Genomic DNA, 19,854 nt, shown 5'->3' with positions numbered 1-19,854 from the left:
CCTGAGCGCGGCAAGGTAACGGCGAGGGCAGCTGAAACCGTGCGCCCCCATGCCCGTTGAAACCGCCCAGTGCCAATGGGCTTGGACACCCCATCAGCGCTGGATAACCACCGACCGATGGCCGTTACTCTCCGGCAGATGTCAACCCATTTGCATTTCGTGCGCTGGATCTGCGCGGGCTTGCTTGCAGTTCCGTCCTACGCCTTCGCGCAAGGCCCTGTTTGGAACTGGGCCAAGACAATGGATGCCGGCAACACGGAGTATGTCCGGGACATCGCAGTGGAAACGACAACGGGCAACATTTATGTGGTCGGCGCCTACCAGTCTGCCTCCGCCACTGTAGCGCCCTACGGCCTTCCTGCTTCAGTGGGCGGGTCAGTCGATGCCTTCATCGCGAAGCTCGACCCCAATGGCAACCTGCTCTGGAGCCGCTCGATCGGCAGCACGCAGGAAGATGGGGCGTTGGGCGTTGCGGTTAGCGGAACCGGATTGGTTGTAGCAACCGGATTCTACGAAAGCGCCATAGCCGGCCTTGGATTGTCGAATGTGGGCGCGCGCGATGCATTCATCATCGCCTATGACCCTTCGGGGACGGTCCAGTGGGTAAAGTCCATAACCGGCCCTCAAGTCGAGTATGGCACCGGGGTAGCCATCAGCGGAAATACCCTGGTGGCCTACGGCACCTACACGTACAACACGCTCATCGGCGGGGTGCTCTCCGCTGTTGGTCTCACATCAGGTCGGCGATATGCATACCTGAACGCATACAACGCTTCAGGAACATTGATCTGGTCATTAACCGGCTTGGCGAATGACGACCTGCACACGGAACGCATTGCCGCAGATGCCGCGAGCGTGTACGTGACAGGGAGCACGGAAGGCAATTCCATTTCCTGGCGTAACAGCCTTGGAAATACGAGCACTACAGTAGCCACCACGAACAGCAACGCACTCTTCGCAACAGCAGTGAGCCTTGCGGGTGGTCATGCTTGGACCAGGCTGATCAACAATCCGGGTGACTCGGAAGCGGAGTGCAACGGCGTGGCGGTCGATTGCGCCGGTGTGTACATCACCGGCCGAACGCACACTGGAACGCTATTCCCGGGCGGCATCACGCCGACGAATCCCGGCACGCACGATTACTGGTTCCTTGCATCGCTCCATCCAACCAACGGCATCACCAATTGGATCCGGACCGCCTCGAGCAGCATTGACCACGGCGCCACAGGTTACGATGTCTCGGTTGGCCGGAACGGGCAGATCAATGTGGCCGGAATGAGCTCCGGTACACTGACCAGTGATGGCGGCACCGTGATCCCGGGCAATTCCGATGAAGATCTCCTGTTCGCTCGATTCAACCGGGATGGCACGGCCGTGTGGTACCAGCGCGAAGCGAGCCCTGATGATGAAAGCGCAATGGCGATCGCCGCTACGGGCAATGGAGGCCAAATCGTCGGCGGACAATTCGAGGACGCGCTCACTCTGGGCAGCAACACGTACGCCGGATCAAGCGGCACGGACCTGTTCACGGCCAGCTTCACTGACCCCGATTGGGCCAACGTCTCGAACAATCCGGCCCGCTTCGCGCAACCAGGTCCGTTCTGCACGAGCAATGCTCCATTCGACCTGAACATCTACCTGCTGGCTTATGCCGATTCGGTGGTTGCCAGCTCCAACGCCATAACCCCCGAGCAAGCTGTTGGCGCTCCAAACGGAGTCGGAGCATCCTTCAACGCCACGAGTAGCTGGGCGGTGCTTGATCTGGCCGATACGGTTCTGGTTGGAGAGGCCGTAAGCCTCTTGTGGCGAAGCCAGACCGCCGGCGTGCAGGCGCGCATGCTCGTTTCCTCATCCTTGGATGGTGTGACCTGGAGCAACTCAACCACCTACAGCACCACCAGCGGAACCTACGTCACCACGAGCTACCCGGTACCGGTGAACGCACGCTTCATCAAGGTGCAACGGCACAGCAACGGGCTCTATACCGCCTTCCTGCTCGACGCTGTCCGCTTCCTGGGATCCAGCATGGCTGGTGGCATCTGGAGCGGCGGGCCATACGTGAGCGCAGCAGGCACATTCACGCCACCCGCCTCAGGTCAGTATCCCGTCACCTACGCTGTGATACTTGGTTCCTGCAATTACACGCATACACGCACGATCCTTGTGGACGACCCACCTGAAGGCGGCACCATCAGTGGCGGCGGCACCTATTGCCCCAGCGCTTCCGGTGTGCTCACCCTCACGGGCTCCAGCGGCCAGGTGATCCGATGGGAGCGCAGCGTGGATGGCGTCACCTGGATCCCGCTCACTGAATCATCCGACTCCCTTACCTGGAGCGGAATCACCGGCACCATGCGATTCCGGGTTCTGCTGGATGGGGGCGCATGCGGCACCACCTATAGCAGCACAACCACCATCATCGTGCAGGACCTGATCCCGCCATCGGTGGTCTGCCCCCAGGACGATACGCTCTTTGTGACCGCGGCATCCTGCACGGCGCCGTACAATGTTCCGAACATCGCGAGCACTGACAATTGCCTCGGACCGATCAGCGGTGGCCCATTCCTGATCGCGGGATCAGCTGGCGGGACCATCTCCGTGAACGGCACCGCGATACTGGTCGATGTGGATCTGGGTGTTGGTGGCGGAAGCGCGATCGACCTTCCTTGGGGACGCACCAATTCACCGACACGATCTTCGACGCGAACGGGAACTTCAGTATCTGCGACTGGTCAATCACCGTGCTGGACACGATAGCTCCGATGATCGTGTGCCCGGCCAGCTATTCGAGCACGTACGTTACCGGTCAGTGCGGGGCGGATGTCAGCCTGAATCCGCCCGATTCATTGAGCGATAACTGCACAAGTGTCGCGTGGACCTCGACCCATGGTGATGGACTGTGGCTTCCAGATACCGTAACCGTGACCTATACCGCAATCGATCCATCGGGCAACACGAGCGCATGCAGCTTCGTGGTGATCAGCGGCGACTATGAGGCCCCCTTGGTGACCTGCCCGCCGACGATTGAACTCACTGCAGGCGCCTCATGCAAGGCAGCAGTGCCTAATGTGACCGGCATGGCGACCAGCGTCATGGACAACTGCACCAGCTCGCTGAGTTTGCTGCAGGACCTCGCAGTGGGCAGCCTGGTCCAGACAGGGGACATCATCCACATCTACACAACCGATGCATGGGCGAACGTAGGCCAGTGCCCGATGACCGTGGTCACCATCGACAACGATCCACCGGTGTTCGACAACTGTCCTGGGCCCGGAACGATTGTCCTGAATACCGACCCTAACAGCTGTGAGCACCTGTACACCTTCCCGACGATCGAGAGCTCGGACAACTGCGATGCTGACACCGAGAGCGATTATCGCGCCTTCATCCTGGAGTCGGGCAATACGCTTTGGCAAGAGGTGACCGGACAGTTGAACCACGCGTTCGCTCCAGGGCTTCATCAGATCATGGAAATCCACCGTGATGACAGCGGCAACCAGGATACGTGCGCGTGGAGCGTGAATGTGGTCGATTCGAACGCCCCTTCCATCTCCTGCCCCGCCTTTGTTGCGCAACTCAATGCAGGCGCGAATTGCACCGTGTCCTTGCCGGATTACACCCTCAGCGCGACTGTTGCAGGGAATTGCAGCGGGAACACCGGCGTGGTGGTCTCGCAATCACCGGCACCGGGCGCATCCGTAGGCACCGGTACGGTCACGGTCACGCTGACAGCCACACAGGGCGGTCTGAGCGCCAACTGCGCATTCAGCGTGAGCATCGTTGATGCCACACCTCCGGCATTCGCGAATTGCCCAGGGGACATATCGATGACCTCCGTGGCCAACACATGCGGTGCAACGGCCACGTGGACTCCGCCAACTGTGATCGACAACTGCCCAGGCGCAACGATCGTCCAGACCGATGGCCAAGCGCCAGGAAGCACGTTCGCGATCGGCACGCACGCAATCGAGTACACCGCCACCGACGCCGCCGGCCTGCAGAGCACATGCTCCTTCGAGATAGAAGTGACAGATGACGATGCACCCACAGTAGCATGCCCGCTATACGACGAATACCCGCTCCTGCTCAGCGGCCCGGGTTGCTCACTCGTTTTCCCTGACCTCCGGGACAGTATCACCGTGAGCGATTGCAGCGCCTGGACCAACACGATGACACCCGCTCCGGGCACGGTGTTCAACCAGGACACGCTGGTGAACATGACCATGTGGATCGAGGATGCATTCGGAAATGGGCTATGGAATAACCACACGATCCGGATAGCCGGGCAAACGTCTGATACGACGGCGGTCAGTGCCTGCGACAGCTACATCTGGGCTGTGGATGGCAATACCTACACTGCCAGCGGCAGCTACGCCTACACTCTTGGCTGCCACACCGAGACCCTCGACCTCACTATCACGCCCAGCACCAGCAACCACTCGGTCGCTACCGCCTGCAACAGCTACACCTGGGCGGCCGATGGAATCGCCTACACTGCCAGCGGCAGTTATTCCCACATCGTTGGCTGCCACACCGAGACCCTGGAACTCATCATTATCGTTCCCGGAACGCCCTGCGATGACGGCGATCCCACCACCGGCAACGATGTGTATGGCGCGGATTGCTCCTGCGCTGGACAGCTGATCGATTGCACCAACGTCCCCGGAGGCGCAGCGCTTCCCGGAACGCCCTGCGATGACGGCGACCCCACCACGGGCAACGACGCCTACGACCTCAACTGCAACTGCGTCGGTGTGCTGATCGATTGCACCAACGTCCCCGGAGGCGCAGCGCTGCCCGGAACGCCCTGCGATGACGGCGATCCCACCACCGGCAACGATGCCTACGACCTCAACTGCAACTGCGTCGGTGTGCTGATCGATTGCGCCAACGTCCCCGGAGGCGCAGCGCTTCCCGGAACGCCCTGCGATGACGGCGATCCCGCCACCGGCAACGATGTGTACGGCGCGGATTGCTCTTGCGCAGGACAGCTGATCGATTGCACCAACGTCCCCGGAGGCGCAGCGCTTCCCGGAACGCCCTGCGATGACGGCGATCCCACCACCGGCAACGACGTGTATGGCGCGGATTGCTCCTGCGCTGGACAGCTGATCGATTGCACCAACGTCCCCGGAGGCGCAGCGCTGCCCGGAACGCCCTGCGATGACGGCGATCCCACCACCGGCAACGATGCCTACGACCTCAACTGCAACTGCGTCGGTGTGCTGATCGATTGCACCAACGTCCCCGGCGGATCGGCGCTGCCCGGAACGCCCTGTGATGACGGCGATCCGCCACGGGCAACGATGCCTACGACCTCAACTGCAACTGCGTCGGTGTGCTGATCGATTGCGCCAACGTCCCCGGCGGATCGGCACTGCCCGGCACGCCTTGCGATGACGGCGATCCCACCACAGGCAACGATGTGTTTGGAGCTGATTGCTCCTGCGCTGGACAGCTGATCGATTGCACCAACGTCCCCGGAGGCGCAGCGCTTCCCGGAACGCCCTGCGATGACGGCGATCCCGCCACCGGCAACGATGTGTACGGCGCGGATTGCACCTGCGCAGGACAGCTGATCGATTGCACCAACGTCCCCGGCGGATCGGCACTGCCCGGAACGCCCTGCGATGACAGCGATCCCACCACCGGCAACGATGTGTACGGCGCGGATTGCTCCTGCGCTGGACAGCTGATCGATTGCACCAACGTCCCCGGCGGCTCGGCGCTGCCCGGAACGCCCTGCGATGACGGCGATCCCACCACCGGCAACGACGTGTATGGCGCGGATTGCTCTTGCGCAGGACAGCTGATCGATTGCACCAACGTCCCCGGAGGCGCAGCGCTTCCCGGAACGCCCTGCGATGACGGCGATCCCACCACCGGCAACGATGCCTACGACCTCAACTGCAACTGCGTCGGCCTGCTGTTCGATTGTGAGAACGTGCCCGGCGGCTCGGCGCTTCCCGGAACGCCCTGCGATGACGGCGATCCCACCACGGGCAACGATGCCTACGACCTCAACTGCAACTGCGTCGGCCTGCTGTTCGATTGTGAGAACGTGCCCGGCGGATCGGCACTGCCCGGTACGCCTTGCGATGACAGCGATCCCACCACCGGCAACGATGTGTACGGCGCGGATTGCTCTTGCGCAGGACAGCTGATCGATTGCACCAACGTCCCCGGCGGATCGGCACTGCCCGGCACGCCTTGCGATGACGGCGATCCCACCACCGGCAACGATGTGTACGGCGCGGATTGCTCTTGCGCAGGACAGCTGATCGATTGCACCAACGTCCCCGGAGGCGCAGCGCTTCCCGGAACGCCCTGCGATGACGGCGATCCCGCCACCGGCAACGATGTGTACGGCGCGGATTGCTCCTGCGCTGGACAGCTGATCGATTGCGCCAACGTCCCCGGCGGATCGGCACTGCCCGGAACGCCCTGCGATGACGGCGATCCCACCACGGGCAACGACGTGTACGGCGCGGATTGCACCTGCGCAGGACAGCTGATCGATTGCACCAACGTCCCCGGCGGATCGGCACTGCCCGGCACGCCTTGCGATGACGGCGATCCCACCACAGGCAACGACGTGTATGGCGCGGATTGCACCTGCGCAGGACAGCTGATCGATTGCACCAACGTCCCCGGCGGATCGGCACTGCCCGGAACGCCCTGCGATGACAGCGATCCCACCACCGGCAACGATGTGTACGGCGCGGATTGCACCTGCGCAGGACAGCTGATCGATTGCACCAACGTCCCCGGCGGCTCGGCGCTGCCCGGAACGCCCTGCGATGACGGCGATCCCACCACCGGCAACGATGCCTACGACCTCAACTGCAACTGCGTCGGCCTGCTGTTCGATTGTGAGAACGTGCCCGGCGGCTCGGCGCTTCCCGGAACGCCCTGCGATGACGGCGATCCCACCACCGGCAACGACGCCTACGACCTCAACTGCAACTGCGTCGGTGTGCTGATCGATTGCACCAACGTCCCCGGCGGCTCGGCGCTGCCCGGAACGCCCTGCGATGACGGCGATCCCACCACCGGCAACGACGTGTATGGCGCGGATTGCTCTTGCGCAGGACAGCTGATCGATTGCACCAACGTCCCCGGAGGCGCAGCGCTTCCCGGAACGCCCTGCGATGACGGCGATCCCACCACCGGCAACGATGCCTACGACCTCAACTGCAACTGCGTCGGCCTGCTGTTCGATTGTGAGAACGTGCCCGGCGGCTCGGCGCTTCCCGGAACGCCCTGCGATGACGGCGATCCCACCACGGGCAACGATGCCTACGACCTCAACTGCAACTGCGTCGGCCTGCTGTTCGATTGTGAGAACGTGCCCGGCGGATCGGCACTGCCCGGTACGCCTTGCGATGACAGCGATCCCACCACCGGCAACGATGTGTACGGCGCGGATTGCTCTTGCGCAGGACAGCTGATCGATTGCACCAACGTCCCCGGCGGATCGGCACTGCCCGGCACGCCTTGCGATGACGGCGATCCCACCACCGGCAACGATGTGTACGGCGCGGATTGCTCTTGCGCAGGACAGCTGATCGATTGCACCAACGTCCCCGGCGGATCGGCACTGCCCGGCACGCCTTGCGATGACGGCGATCCCGCCACAGGCAACGATGTGTTTGGAGCTGATTGCTCCTGCGCTGGACAGCTGATCGATTGCACCAACGTCCCCGGAGGCGCAGCGCTTCCCGGAACGCCCTGCGATGACGGCGATCCCGCCACCGGCAACGATGTGTACGGCGCGGATTGCTCTTGCGCAGGACAGCTGATCGATTGCACCAACGTCCCCGGAGGCGCAGCGCTTCCCGGAACGCCCTGCGATGACGGCGATCCCACCACCGGCAACGACGTGTATGGCGCGGATTGCTCCTGCGCTGGACAGCTGATCGATTGCACCAACGTCCCCGGAGGCGCAGCGCTGCCCGGAACGCCCTGCGATGACGGCGATCCCACCACCGGCAACGATGCCTACGACCTCAACTGCAACTGCGTCGGTGTGCTGGATCGATTGCACCAACGTCCCCGGCGGATCGGCGCTGCCCGGAACGCCCTGTGATGACGGCGATCCGCCACGGGCAACGATGCCTACGACCTCAACTGCAACTGCGTCGGTGTGCTGATCGATTGCGCCAACGTCCCCGGCGGATCGGCACTGCCCGGCACGCCTTGCGATGACGGCGATCCCACCACAGGCAACGATGTGTTTGGAGCTGATTGCTCCTGCGCTGGACAGCTGATCGATTGCACCAACGTCCCCGGAGGCGCAGCGCTGCCCGGAACGCCCTGCGATGACGGCGATCCCACCACCGGCAACGATGCCTACGACCTCAACTGCAACTGCGTCGGTGTGCTGATCGATTGCACCAACGTCCCCGGCGGATCGGCGCTGCCCGGAACGCCCTGTGATGACGGCGATCCCGCCACGGGCAACGATGCCTACGACCTCAACTGCAACTGCGTCGGTGTGCTGATCGATTGCGCCAACGTCCCCGGCGGATCGGCACTGCCCGGCACGCCTTGCGATGACGGCGATCCCACCACAGGCAACGATGTGTTTGGAGCTGATTGCTCCTGCGCTGGACAGCTGATCGATTGCACCAACGTCCCCGGAGGCGCAGCGCTTCCCGGAACGCCCTGCGATGACGGCGATCCCGCCACCGGCAACGATGTGTACGGCGCGGATTGCACCTGCGCAGGACAGCTGATCGATTGCACCAACGTCCCCGGCGGATCGGCACTGCCCGGAACGCCCTGCGATGACAGCGATCCCACCACCGGCAACGATGTGTACGGCGCGGATTGCTCCTGCGCTGGACAGCTGATCGATTGCACCAACGTCCCCGGCGGCTCGGCGCTGCCCGGAACGCCCTGCGATGACGGCGATCCCACCACCGGCAACGACGTGTATGGCGCGGATTGCTCTTGCGCAGGACAGCTGATCGATTGCACCAACGTCCCCGGAGGCGCAGCGCTTCCCGGAACGCCCTGCGATGACGGCGATCCCACCACGGGCAACGATGCCTACGACCTCAACTGCAACTGCGTCGGCCTGCTGTTCGATTGTGAGAACGTGCCCGGCGGATCGGCACTGCCCGGTACGCCTTGCGATGACAGCGATCCCACCACCGGCAACGATGTGTACGGCGCGGATTGCTCTTGCGCAGGACAGCTGATCGATTGCACCAACGTCCCCGGCGGATCGGCACTGCCCGGCACGCCTTGCGATGACGGCGATCCCACCACCGGCAACGATGTGTACGGCGCGGATTGCTCTTGCGCAGGACAGCTGATCGATTGCACCAACGTCCCCGGCGGATCGGCACTGCCCGGCACGCCTTGCGATGACGGCGATCCCGCCACAGGCAACGATGTGTTTGGAGCTGATTGCTCCTGCGCTGGACAGCTGATCGATTGCACCAACGTCCCCGGAGGCGCAGCGCTTCCCGGAACGCCCTGCGATGACGGCGATCCCGCCACCGGCAACGATGTGTACGGCGCGGATTGCTCCTGCGCTGGACAGCTGATCGATTGCGCCAACGTCCCCGGCGGATCGGCACTGCCCGGAACGCCCTGCGATGACGGCGATCCCACCACGGGCAACGATGCCTACGACCTCAACTGCAACTGCGTCGGCCTGCTGTTCGATTGTGAGAACGTGCCCGGCGGATCGGCACTGCCCGGCACGCCTTGCGATGACGGCGATCCCACCACAGGCAACGATGTGTTTGGAGCTGATTGCTCCTGCACTGGACAGCTGATCGATTGCGCCAACGTCCCCGGCGGATCGGCACTGCCTGGAACACCCTGTGACGACGGCGACCCCACCACGGGCAACGACGCCTACGACCTCAACTGCAACTGCGTCGGTGTGCTGATCGATTGCACCAACGTCCCCGGCGGATCGGCACTGCCCGGCACGCCTTGCGATGACGGCGATCCCGCCACAGGCAACGATGTGTTTGGAGCTGATTGCTCCTGCGCTGGACAGCTGATCGATTGCACCAACGTCCCCGGAGGCGCAGCGCTTCCCGGAACGCCCTGCGATGACGGCGATCCCGCCACCGGCAACGATGTGTACGGCGCGGATTGCTCCTGCGCTGGACAGCTGATCGATTGCGCCAACGTCCCCGGCGGATCGGCACTGCCCGGAACGCCCTGCGATGACGGCGATCCCACCACGGGCAACGACGTGTACGGCGCGGATTGCACCTGCGCAGGACAGCTGATCGATTGCACCAACGTCCCCGGAGGCGCAGCGCTTCCCGGAACGCCCTGCGATGACGGCGATCCCACCACCGGCAACGACGTGTATGGCGCGGATTGCTCTTGCGCAGGACAGCTGATCGATTGCACCAACGTCCCCGGAGGCGCAGCGCTTCCCGGAACGCCCTGCGATGACGGCGATCCCACCACCGGCAACGACGTGTATGGCGCGGATTGCTCCTGCGCTGGACAGCTGATCGATTGCACCAACGTCCCCGGAGGCGCAGCGCTGCCCGGAACGCCCTGCGATGACGGCGATCCCACCACCGGCAACGATGCCTACGACCTCAACTGCAACTGCGTCGGTGTGCTGATCGATTGCACCAACGTCCCCGGCGGATCGGCGCTGCCCGGCACGCCTTGCGATGACGGCGATCCCACCACAGGCAACGATGTGTTTGGAGCTGATTGCTCCTGCGCTGGACAGCTGATCGATTGCGTTAGCGAAGCTGGCCCCGATCAAACAATCTGCGGGCTCACCGCCACCATGCAAGCGACTGGCCTTGGTATATGGACAGGGCCTGCGAATGTCACGTTCTTGGATTCATCGGCGGCGCAAACGGTTGTCGTGGCCGCTCAGCCAGGCAGCTACGACCTGTATTGGACCGTGACCGTCGGCTCTTGCATCGGTATCGACACGGTGTCCATCACCTTCAACGCAGCGGGCGACGCCTCCTTCGCCTACGCGCAAAGCTCCTACTGCCATGGCGACCCCTCCGCAACCCCGTGGGTCGCACAGCCAAGCGGAGGGTTCACTGCATTCCCGTCCGGTTTGGTGATTGACGCGTCGAGCGGGACCATCAATATCGGCAACAGTGCACCGGGCACCTATCAGATCTCCTATGCCATAGGTGGCAACTGCCCTGCAGCAGAGAGCCAATCCATCACCATCGCTGCCGACGCTGATGCGAGCTGGTCACTCCCAGCAGCACTCTGCAGCACCGGCGCCACACTCGACCTCAACGCACTGGTCACCGGCACGCCTGGTGGATCATGGCTCGGCACCGGCGTGAGCAATGGCGTATTCGATCCAAGTGGCCTGTCAGGCGCGGTTCAGGTCACGTATTCGGTATCAATCGGTTCATGCACCTCGGAATCGGCCCAATCCATCATGGTACTCGAACCGCCAGTGGCCAATGCCGGGCCGGATGTGAGTGCTTGCGGGCTCCGCGCCTCGATGTCGGCCGTAAGCGCGAACGGCAGCTGGTCGCTTCCAGCGGGAATCACCCCATACACTGGCCTGAACACGCCCGCCATTGAGATCGGTGCAGCCCTATACGGGACCTATGCCTTGGTCTGGACCGTGACCAACGGGGCTTGCAGCGCATCGGATACCGCACTTGTCAGCTTCATTGATCCGGCGCCTGGCCTCAGCGTTGATGCGGGCGAGGATCAGTACCTGGCCGTAGTTGATCACACTTGGCTCTTGGGCAGCGCTACCGCAGGCGCCAACCTCAGCTGGTGGGTGCTGAGCGGATCTGGCAGCATCGAGGAGCCCAATGACAGTTCAACCGCCATCGCCGGGCTCGGCTTGGGTGATAACCTCATCGTGCTCACAGCCAGCATCAATCAATGTGCGTCAGTCAGCGACACCGTGCTGCTGCATGTCGATGACCTCTTCATCCCGGAAGGCTACAGCCCGAACGGTGACGGCTCGAATGACCGATGGGAGATCCGGGGCATCGAAGCCTATCCGAACAGTGCATTGCAAGTCTTCAACCGTTGGGGCAAACTGGTCTTTGAGGCCGACGCCTATGCGAACGAGTGGGATGGCCGCTCGCGCAATGGCCAATCCCTGCCGGATGACACCTATTTCTACGTCCTTAACCTAAGTGGCCAACGCACGTACAACGGCCCCGTCATCATCAAACGGTGAGGTTCCAACTGCCCTTTCTTGCTTCCGTGGCAGCGGCCCTCGCGGTCGATTGCATGTCCCAGCACACGCCACTCACGAGCCAATACCTGTTCAATGGCCTGGCCATCAATCCGGCTTATGCCGGAAGCCGCGACGTTCTTAGCGCCACGCTCACGCACCGGCAGCAATGGGTCGGTTTCGATGGAGCGCCCATCACCCAGAACATCGCCGTGCATGCACCTGTGCGCAGGAGCAAGGTCGGCTTGGGGCTGATGGTCTTCAACGATCGCATCGGCGTGAGCAACGAGACCGGCCTGCTGGCCAACTATGCCTACCGGATCAAGATGCCTAAGAAGGCCAAGCTCGCCTTCGGGATCGGAGCCGGCCTCAGCCTTTATCGCGCCCAATGGACGCAAGTGGCCATCGTCGATGGCAACGATCCGAGCTTCGCGGGCGATTCGAGAGGAGCGGCCCGACCGAATTTCAGCGCCGGTGTCCTGTATCAGACCAAGACAGGGTACGTGGGCGCATCGGTGCCCTTCCTCCTTGCGCACCGCTACGACGTGCTGAACAGGACCTACCGGCTGTCTGATGAGCGCGTGGACCTGGAGCCCATGGTCACCGGCGGCTACGTGTTCACCTTGAACGATGAATTCAAGCTGAAGCCCACTTCGCTTCTCCGTTACCGGCTTGCCAGTGGCCTGCAGGGCGATGTGAGCGGCAATCTCATCTACAAGGACAAATTGTGGCTTGGCGCATCGGTTCGCACCGGCGATGCCATCATCGGCATGGTGGAGGTGCTGCCCACACCGCAATGGCGGATTGGCTATTCATACGACGCCGGCTTCTCCAGGATCAACCCGCATCACCACGGCTCGCATGAGCTCTTGGTGCAATACGAATTCGGCTACCGCATCCGGGTAAGGGACCCGCGGTACTTCTGACCCATGAAGAGCGCTCTTCCACTCCTCTTCGCCCTCAGCGCCGGCCTGCCGCTGAGCGGGCAGCTCATCTACGAGGTGAGCCCGCTGGCCATCAGCCCGGCAGGTGAGGATTATGCACCCGTGATCCTCGATAGCGGTTTCGTGATGTGCAGCGTCCGTGACAACGCGGCGTTCGTGGGCTTCGTGGATGCCGAGTCCGGCAAGCCCTTGAGCGACCTGTACTACGTGCCGCTCGAATCGGGCAAGGCCGGCGCTCCCGTGCTCTTCAGCCAGAATCTGAGCACACCGGTGAATGAAGGCCCCGCCAGCTTCACGGATGCCGGGCGAACCATCTGCTTCACCCGCAATCAGGTGCTCCCGAAGAAGCTCTCGAACATGCGCGCGGCGAACGGCCAGCTGGGCCTGTTCTTCTCGCATCTAGAGAACGAGGCGTGGACGATGCCGGAGCCCTTCCCATTCAATGAGCCTAAGTCGTCCAACATGCACCCGGCCTTCTCCGCAGATGGCCGGACCCTCGTGTTCGCCAGCGACCGGCCGGGCGGCTATGGCGGCATGGATCTATATCGTTGCGAACGAACCGCACTAGGCTGGAGCGCACCACAGAACCTCGGACCTGAGCTGAACACGCAGATGGATGAGGTCTATCCAAGGCTCCAAGCCGATGGAACGCTTCATTTCTCCAGCAACAGGCTCGGCGGCCTGGGCGGCCTGGACATCTACGCCGCACAGCCCAAGGGTGCGGGCTGGGACGCGCCTCAGTCCATGCCGACGCCGGTCAATAGCGAACGCAACGAGCACGGCTACCATCTGCTGCCAGATGCATACCAGGCAATGATCAGTTCCGACCGCAGTGGCGCGGATGCGATCTACCACGTGAAACGCACGGTCCCGAAATTCCGCGATTGCTCCGAGCAGAAGCGCAACAACTATTGCTACACCCTGCGCAAACGCCCTCACGCCGCCACCTCATCCATCCCCGTTGACCATTTCTGGGACATGGGCGACGGCACCCGCATCAAAGGCTATCTAGCGCAGCACTGCTACAGCAAGCCTGGGCGATACGTGGTCCGTTCGATCCTGGTTGACAGGAAGACCGGCACTGTGTTCCATGAATTGGGCGAGCAGGCTCTGGAGGTCGCGGATATGCAGCAAGCCTGGGCCGCTGTGCAGGACACGGTCCGCACGGGCCGGCGCGTGGAGTTGAACGGCGCGCTGAGCTACCTGCCGGGCATCCGGCCCGCAGAGTACCATTGGGACCTTGGCGATGGCTCATACGCGGAGGGCCTCCGCGTGATCCATGCATTCAAGCAACCGGGCACCTACCAGATCCGGCTGGATGTCATCGGGGAGCCGGAGGCGGATGGCACGATCAACAATCGCTGCAACAGCCGCAGCGTGGTGGTCCTCGACCGTTTCAAGGACCACGAGGACCTTGCCGTTGTGGCCGAGTACCAGGACGCCTTCGGCAAGACCCACACCTTCGAGTACCAGGAGCTGCCCTTCGATGATGTCAGCCTGAGCGGCGAGTCGCTCACCGATGCCGTGTTCAGCGTGCAATTATTCAGCAGCAAGGAGCGGATCGACCTGGATGATGCCCGCTTCACGCAGATCAAGAAGTTCTATCGTGTGGTGGAGCGCTTCGACCCGGTGGCCGGCCTATACACCTACTCCGTCGGCGAGACCAAGAGCGCCGAGGATCTCTATCAGGTGTTCAAGAAGGTGAAGGAGCTCCAGTTCCTTGATGCGGAGGTATTCGCGCTGCGGGAGGAGAAGCTCATCGACCTGAGCTTGCTCGATCTCGCCAAACTCGAGGAACTCAATCATCGGAAGCTGCGCACCAATGCGATCCACTTCGCCTACAAGAGCGCGGCCATCGAGGATGAGTCGCTTGAGGTGCTGGAACAGATTCTCGGCCTGATGCGCCAGCACCCGGAGCTGCACTTGGTGATCGAAGCGCATACCGATGACATCGGCGGGCACCGTTACAACCTCGAACTCTCGCAGAGCAGGGCGTTGTCCGTGATGGACTTCTTGGTTGATGCGGGCGTTGCACCGGCGCGCTTGGTCCCGGTTGGGCATGGAAAGAACCAGCCGATCATGAGCAATAAGTCCGAGGAGGGCCGTGCCCGCAACCGCCGGGTTGAGTTCCGGATGACCGTAGCCGGATCCGCGCATGACCCGGGTGAAGCGCTGAGCGGCGCCAGCCGAAGGGCACCACGCAAGCACTGATCGCGGAAGTGGCGCGGTACATTCGCCGCCCATGTCGTTCGTTCATCCGGGATTCCTGTGGGCGCTGCTCGCCTTGCTCATCCCGGTCCTCATCCATCTTTTCCAGCTTCGCCGATTCAAGCGGATCGACTTCCCGGATGTGCGGTTGCTGGCAGAAGTCACAAAGCAGACCCGGGCACGGCGCAAAGTGCAGCATTGGCTGGTCCTGCTGGCCCGGTGCATCGCCCTGGCCGCCCTTGTGATCGCATTCGCGCAACCGCACATCCCCGGCAGCGGGGCCGTGGCCGGAGACAGGGCTGTCTCGATGTACATCGATGACAGCTTCAGCATGGACGGGCAGAACGCCAATGGCCGGCTGCTGGATCAAGCGCGTAAGGCCGCCCAGGACCTGGTGATGAGCCATGGCGCCACCGATCGGTTCCAAGTGCTCACTGGCCGCTTCGAGGCCCGCCAACAGAATCTCATCAGCCGGGATGAAGCGCTATTAGCCGCTGCACAAGCCGATGCAGGCCCATGGTCGCGGCCGCTCTCCAAGGTTATCGCCAGGCAACGTGAAGCACTCGCGACATCGAATGCCACCGATAAGCGCGCCTTTGCCTTCACCGACCTGCAGCGCTCCATCACCGACCCGGAGAATTGGCGAGATGATAGCACTGCGCACACGGTGATCATCCCGACTCCTTCGATCGAAGCCGCGAATGTCAGCCTTGACTCCGCGTGGTTCGGCACACCGATCAGGCGATACGGCCAACAGGAGGAACTGCATGTGAGGATCACCAATCACGGCGCTGCGGAACGCAGCAATGTGGCGATGAGATTGGACATCGATGGCGAGCAACGCGGCCTCCTGGCGCTCGATGCCGCCGCCGGCGCCTCCGTGGACACCGTGCTGCGCTTCCGGAACGACGCAGCCGGCCTGCATCGGGCCGAAGTTGCGATCGCCGACCAGCCCGTGACCTTCGATGACCGGCTGTACCTCGCTTATCGCACCATCGACCGAATCCGGATCGCACTCCTTTCCGGTGGGGATGCCCAGGCGGATCGCGCGGTTGCGGCGGCGTTAGGTACCGATAGCGCGCATGCGGTCACCGTGTCCGATCATCGGGCATTCGACCTGGCCGGCCTCGAGGGCCTCGACCTGGCCTTGCTGATAGCGCTGCCCAGCATCGCAAGCGGCACCGCGCAAGCACTCGAGGGTTTCGCCCGCAGCGGCGGCAGCGTGGCCGTGTTCCCGCCCAGCGACGGGGATCCCAGCGGATATGCGCCGCTGCTGGCCGCCTTCGGTGCAACCGCTTCCCGGCTCGACACGGGGCTGGCCCGAGTTGAGCGTATCGACCTTGACAACCCCTTCTTCCGCGACATGTTCCTCAGCATGCCGCGCAACGTTGATCTACCGACGGAGCACGAGCGATGGGCCCTGCGCCCACCGGCCGGCAGTGATGTGCTGCTGCGCACCACCGATGGCCTGCCCTACCTCACGCGGATCCCTGCTGGCCTCGGCGCGGTGTACCTGTTCGCGGCGCCCTTGAGCGAACGGAGCGGCAGTCTCATGCGCCATGCGCTGTTCGCCACCACCTTGTTGCGCATGGCTGAGCTATCAAGGCCATCACCCCCACCCTATGCCGTTATCGGCGAGGAGGTCAGCCTATCCGTGAACGGGTTGGCCTTGACCGGTGAGAAGCCACCTCGACTCATGGGACCGAACGGCGTGGAGTCCATCCCGGAACTGCGCCGCTCGATGGCGGGAACTGCGCTCATCCTGCACGATAGCGCATTGCCGACCGGGCATTACGCTCTGGTGGCTGCCGAAGGCGATACCCTCGAGGCCTTCGCCATGAACCGCGCGCGCACGGAGAGCGCCCCCGGCTCCTATTCGGTCGAGGAGCTTCGTTCGGCCATTGCGCAGCACAGACTCCGGACCTTCTCCGTACTCGACGAGGCCGATGATCTTTCGCTACGTTTGGCCGAGCTTGGCCAAGCCCGCAAGCTTTGGCTCTGGTTCATCGCCATCGCTTTGCTGATGCTCACCGCTGAAACCATCCTGCTCAGGGCGAAACGATGAGCGATTTGATCATCAGGCGCGCGCTCGTGGTGGACCCTGGAGGCCCGCACAATGGAGAAGAGCTGGATATCCTGGTCCGCGACGGCCTCATCGCCCGCACCGGCCAGCGCCTGCAGAAAGGCGGTGCCCGGGAGATCAGGGTCGAAGGTTTGCACGTGAGCCCCGGATGGATTGACCTGCGCGTGCATTTCCGCGATCCCGGCGAGGAATGGAAATGCGGGATCGCCAATGGGCTCGACGCGGCGGCTGCAGGCGGTTTCACGCATGCCTGCGTGCTGCCCTCGACGCAACCGGCGATTGATGGGCGCGCGGGCATCGGATACCTGCTCCGCAAGGCCGAAGGACACCCTGTGCGCCTGATGCCCTTGGGCGCCATCACCCAGGCCTGTGAAGGGAAGCAGCTGGCCGAAATGGCCGATATGCGGGCAGCCGGTGCCGTGGCCTTCAGCGATGATCAGCACCCGATCATGAACAGCAGGCTGATGGCCTTGGCCCTGCGCTACAGCGCTGGCTTGCCCGGTGACCCACCGCCGATCATGACATTCGCGCAGGATCGGGGCCTTCTTGCGAACGGGTTGATGCACGAAGGACTGATGAGCACCAGCTTGGGCCTGCGCGCGATCCCGGCCGAAGCCGAAGCCATTCAGTTGGCACGTGACATTGCATTAGCGGAGTACGCCGGAGGGCGGCTGCATGCTGCGACCATCAGCACGGCGCAGGCGGTGGAACTCGTGCGGCAAGCCAAGGCACGGAAGTCCCAGGTGACCGCTTCGGTGGCCGCGCATCATCTGCTGCTCGATGACCGTTGCTTGAGCGGCTATGACAGCAGCTTCAAGGTAATGCCGCCGCTGCGCGACGAGTCGCACATTCAAGCGCTCCGGCTCGGGCTGAAGGACGGCACCATCGACGCGATCGTGAGCGATCATCGGCCGGAGGATCCCGAGCATAAGCGCGTTGAGCTGGGCAGGGCCGCCTTCGGCGCGGTCGGCCTCGAAACGGCCTTCGCAGCGGCGAACACGGCACTGAAGGGAAGCGTGCCGCTGCGCCGGCTCATCGAGCGCTTCACGACCGGACCGCGTGCGGTGCTGGGCCTCCCGACGGCTCACATCGCCGATGCCGGCCCGGCGTGCATGACCTTGTTCCACCCGGGCGTGGAATGGAAATTCAGCGAATCGGATCTGGTGAGCCGCAGCAGGAACACGCCGTTCATCGGGACGCGTTTCACCGGAAGGCCGCTCGGCATAGTGAGCCAGGGCCGCTTGATGCTCGCCCCAGGTTATTCAGCATTGGTAGGAGCCTGAATCATCGGCCGGCTTCTTCATCGCCCTTGGCCGTATCATTCATGGCCTTGAACTTGGCGATGAGCTCCTCATTGGTGAGGCCAAGGTTCTCGATCATGGCCCGCGCATCGCGCGCGAAAGGATGATCGGGATACTCATTGATCACCTGCTCGTAGATCCGTTTGGCCTCACCGTCCTGGTCCAGGTCATCATCGAGCGTCAGCGCCTTCATGTAGAGCACATCCACCCGGCGCCTCCAGCTCTGGTAATTGTGCGCGATGCGGTCGTACAGCATCATCGCCTGATCGGGCTGATGGTTGCTCTTGTGCATGCCTGCCGCGCGGAAGAGGTACTCGGGCGCCATGCTGTCCAACGGGTAGGCGGCTGCATATGCCTTGTACACATCAACCATGGCCAGGGCCGTGCGCTGATCGAATGCGCGGTGCTCGAAGAGCGAATCCTCCTTGGCCCGGATCCGCTCGCGGGCCTCGATCATCTTGGCGTCGGCGGTGGTGTCGCTGTTGCCGCATGCGCTCAGCAGCGCGATGGGCAGCATCAAGAGAAGATGGCGATTGAGGCAGTTCATTTCGCTGGGGTGAATCGGAGTTTGTAGCTCACATCGGCCTTGCCACGGGAGAGGTCGCGCAATTTGCCTTGTAGCAATCGCCTGCGCAGCGCGGGCAGGTGATCGATGAAGAGGATGCCATCGAGGTGGTCGTGCTCGTGCTGGATCACCCGCGCGGCGAAGCCATCGAACGATTCCTCGTGCTCCTGGAACCGCTCATCCTGGTACTGCAGCACGATGCGCGGCTGGCGCTGCACGTTCTCACGGATCCCGGGGATGCTCAGGCAACCCTCCTCAAAGGGCCACTCCTCCCCTTCCTCCTCAACGATGTACGGATTGATGAAGACCTTCTTGAAGTCCTTCAAGTGCGCATCCTCCGTTGGCTTGCCATCCTCATCGGTGGCGAAGGGCGAGGCATCGACGATGAAGAGGCGGATGCCCTGCCCGACCTGCGGCGCAGCGAGGCCCACGCCATTGGCGGCGTACATGGTCTCGAACATGTCGGCGATGAGCTGTTCAAGCCCGGGGTGCCCCGGCTCGATATCCCGGGCGACCTTCTTCAGGACTGGATCGCCGTAAGCGCGGATGGGCAGGATCATGGGCGGCGAAAATAGCCTGCTGGA

The 19,854-nt window shown here is 63.1% G+C and carries 10 protein-coding genes; 8 read left to right on the top strand and 2 right to left on the bottom strand.

Features of this window, described 5'->3' with window-relative positions; translation table 11 throughout:
• Positions 1 to 138: 138 nt before the first annotated feature.
• From IPM12_11590 to IPM12_11555, 8 genes are read left to right on the top strand one after another with little or no spacing between them, the layout of a single operon-like run.
• Positions 139 to 2,757: a hypothetical protein gene (locus tag IPM12_11590; protein MBK9148441.1), complete on the top strand. Its 2,619-nt coding sequence runs from the start codon at positions 139 to 141 to the stop codon at positions 2,755 to 2,757.
• Positions 2,667 to 5,345: an HYR domain-containing protein gene (locus IPM12_11585; protein MBK9148440.1), complete on the top strand. Its 2,679-nt coding sequence runs from the start codon at positions 2,667 to 2,669 to the stop codon at positions 5,343 to 5,345. Before IPM12_11590 ends, IPM12_11585 begins: the two co-directional genes overlap by 91 nt.
• The gene (locus IPM12_11580; GenBank protein ID MBK9148439.1) at positions 5,339 to 8,089 is read left to right on the top strand and encodes a hypothetical protein; all 2,751 of its coding nucleotides are present in this window, start codon (positions 5,339 to 5,341) and stop codon (positions 8,087 to 8,089) included. Before IPM12_11585 ends, IPM12_11580 begins: the two co-directional genes overlap by 7 nt.
• A gap of 57 nt (positions 8,090 to 8,146) precedes the next feature.
• Entirely contained in the window at positions 8,147 to 12,172 is a 4,026-nt protein-coding gene (locus IPM12_11575; GenBank protein ID MBK9148438.1) for a gliding motility-associated C-terminal domain-containing protein, read from the top strand.
• Positions 12,173 to 12,198: 26 nt separating this feature from the next.
• Complete coding sequence (locus IPM12_11570; GenBank protein ID MBK9148437.1) at positions 12,199 to 13,095, top strand: type IX secretion system membrane protein PorP/SprF; 897 nt, start codon at positions 12,199 to 12,201, stop codon at positions 13,093 to 13,095.
• Positions 13,096 to 13,098: 3 nt separating this feature from the next.
• Positions 13,099 to 15,324: an OmpA family protein gene (locus IPM12_11565; GenBank protein MBK9148436.1), complete on the top strand. Its 2,226-nt coding sequence runs from the start codon at positions 13,099 to 13,101 to the stop codon at positions 15,322 to 15,324.
• A gap of 31 nt (positions 15,325 to 15,355) precedes the next feature.
• Positions 15,356 to 17,386 carry a BatA domain-containing protein gene (locus IPM12_11560; protein ID MBK9148435.1) on the top strand — a complete coding sequence of 677 codons (2,031 nt, stop codon included), beginning with the start codon at positions 15,356 to 15,358 and terminating at the stop codon, positions 17,384 to 17,386.
• Positions 17,383 to 18,687 carry a dihydroorotase gene (locus IPM12_11555; GenBank protein ID MBK9148434.1) on the top strand — a complete coding sequence of 435 codons (1,305 nt, stop codon included), beginning with the start codon at positions 17,383 to 17,385 and terminating at the stop codon, positions 18,685 to 18,687. Before IPM12_11560 ends, IPM12_11555 begins: the two co-directional genes overlap by 4 nt.
• Position 18,688: 1 nt before the next feature.
• On the opposite strand, the gene IPM12_11550 is transcribed toward IPM12_11555, so the two are convergent.
• A complete protein-coding gene (locus IPM12_11550) occupies positions 18,689 to 19,222 on the bottom strand; it encodes a tetratricopeptide repeat protein (protein ID MBK9148433.1) in 534 nt (177 codons plus the stop codon).
• 26 nt (positions 19,223 to 19,248) lie between these two features.
• Positions 19,249 to 19,830 (bottom strand): peptide deformylase, encoded by a 582-nt coding sequence (locus IPM12_11545; GenBank protein ID MBK9148432.1) that lies wholly within the window; start codon positions 19,828 to 19,830, stop codon positions 19,249 to 19,251.
• Positions 19,831 to 19,854 lie beyond the last annotated feature (24 nt).

It is taken from the genome of Flavobacteriales bacterium, assembly GCA_016716605.1.
Classification (GTDB): domain Bacteria; phylum Bacteroidota; class Bacteroidia; order Flavobacteriales_F; family PHOS-HE28; genus PHOS-HE28.
Note: the sequence above shows the minus strand (reverse complement) of the source record. Positions and strands in the feature narration are given on the sequence as shown.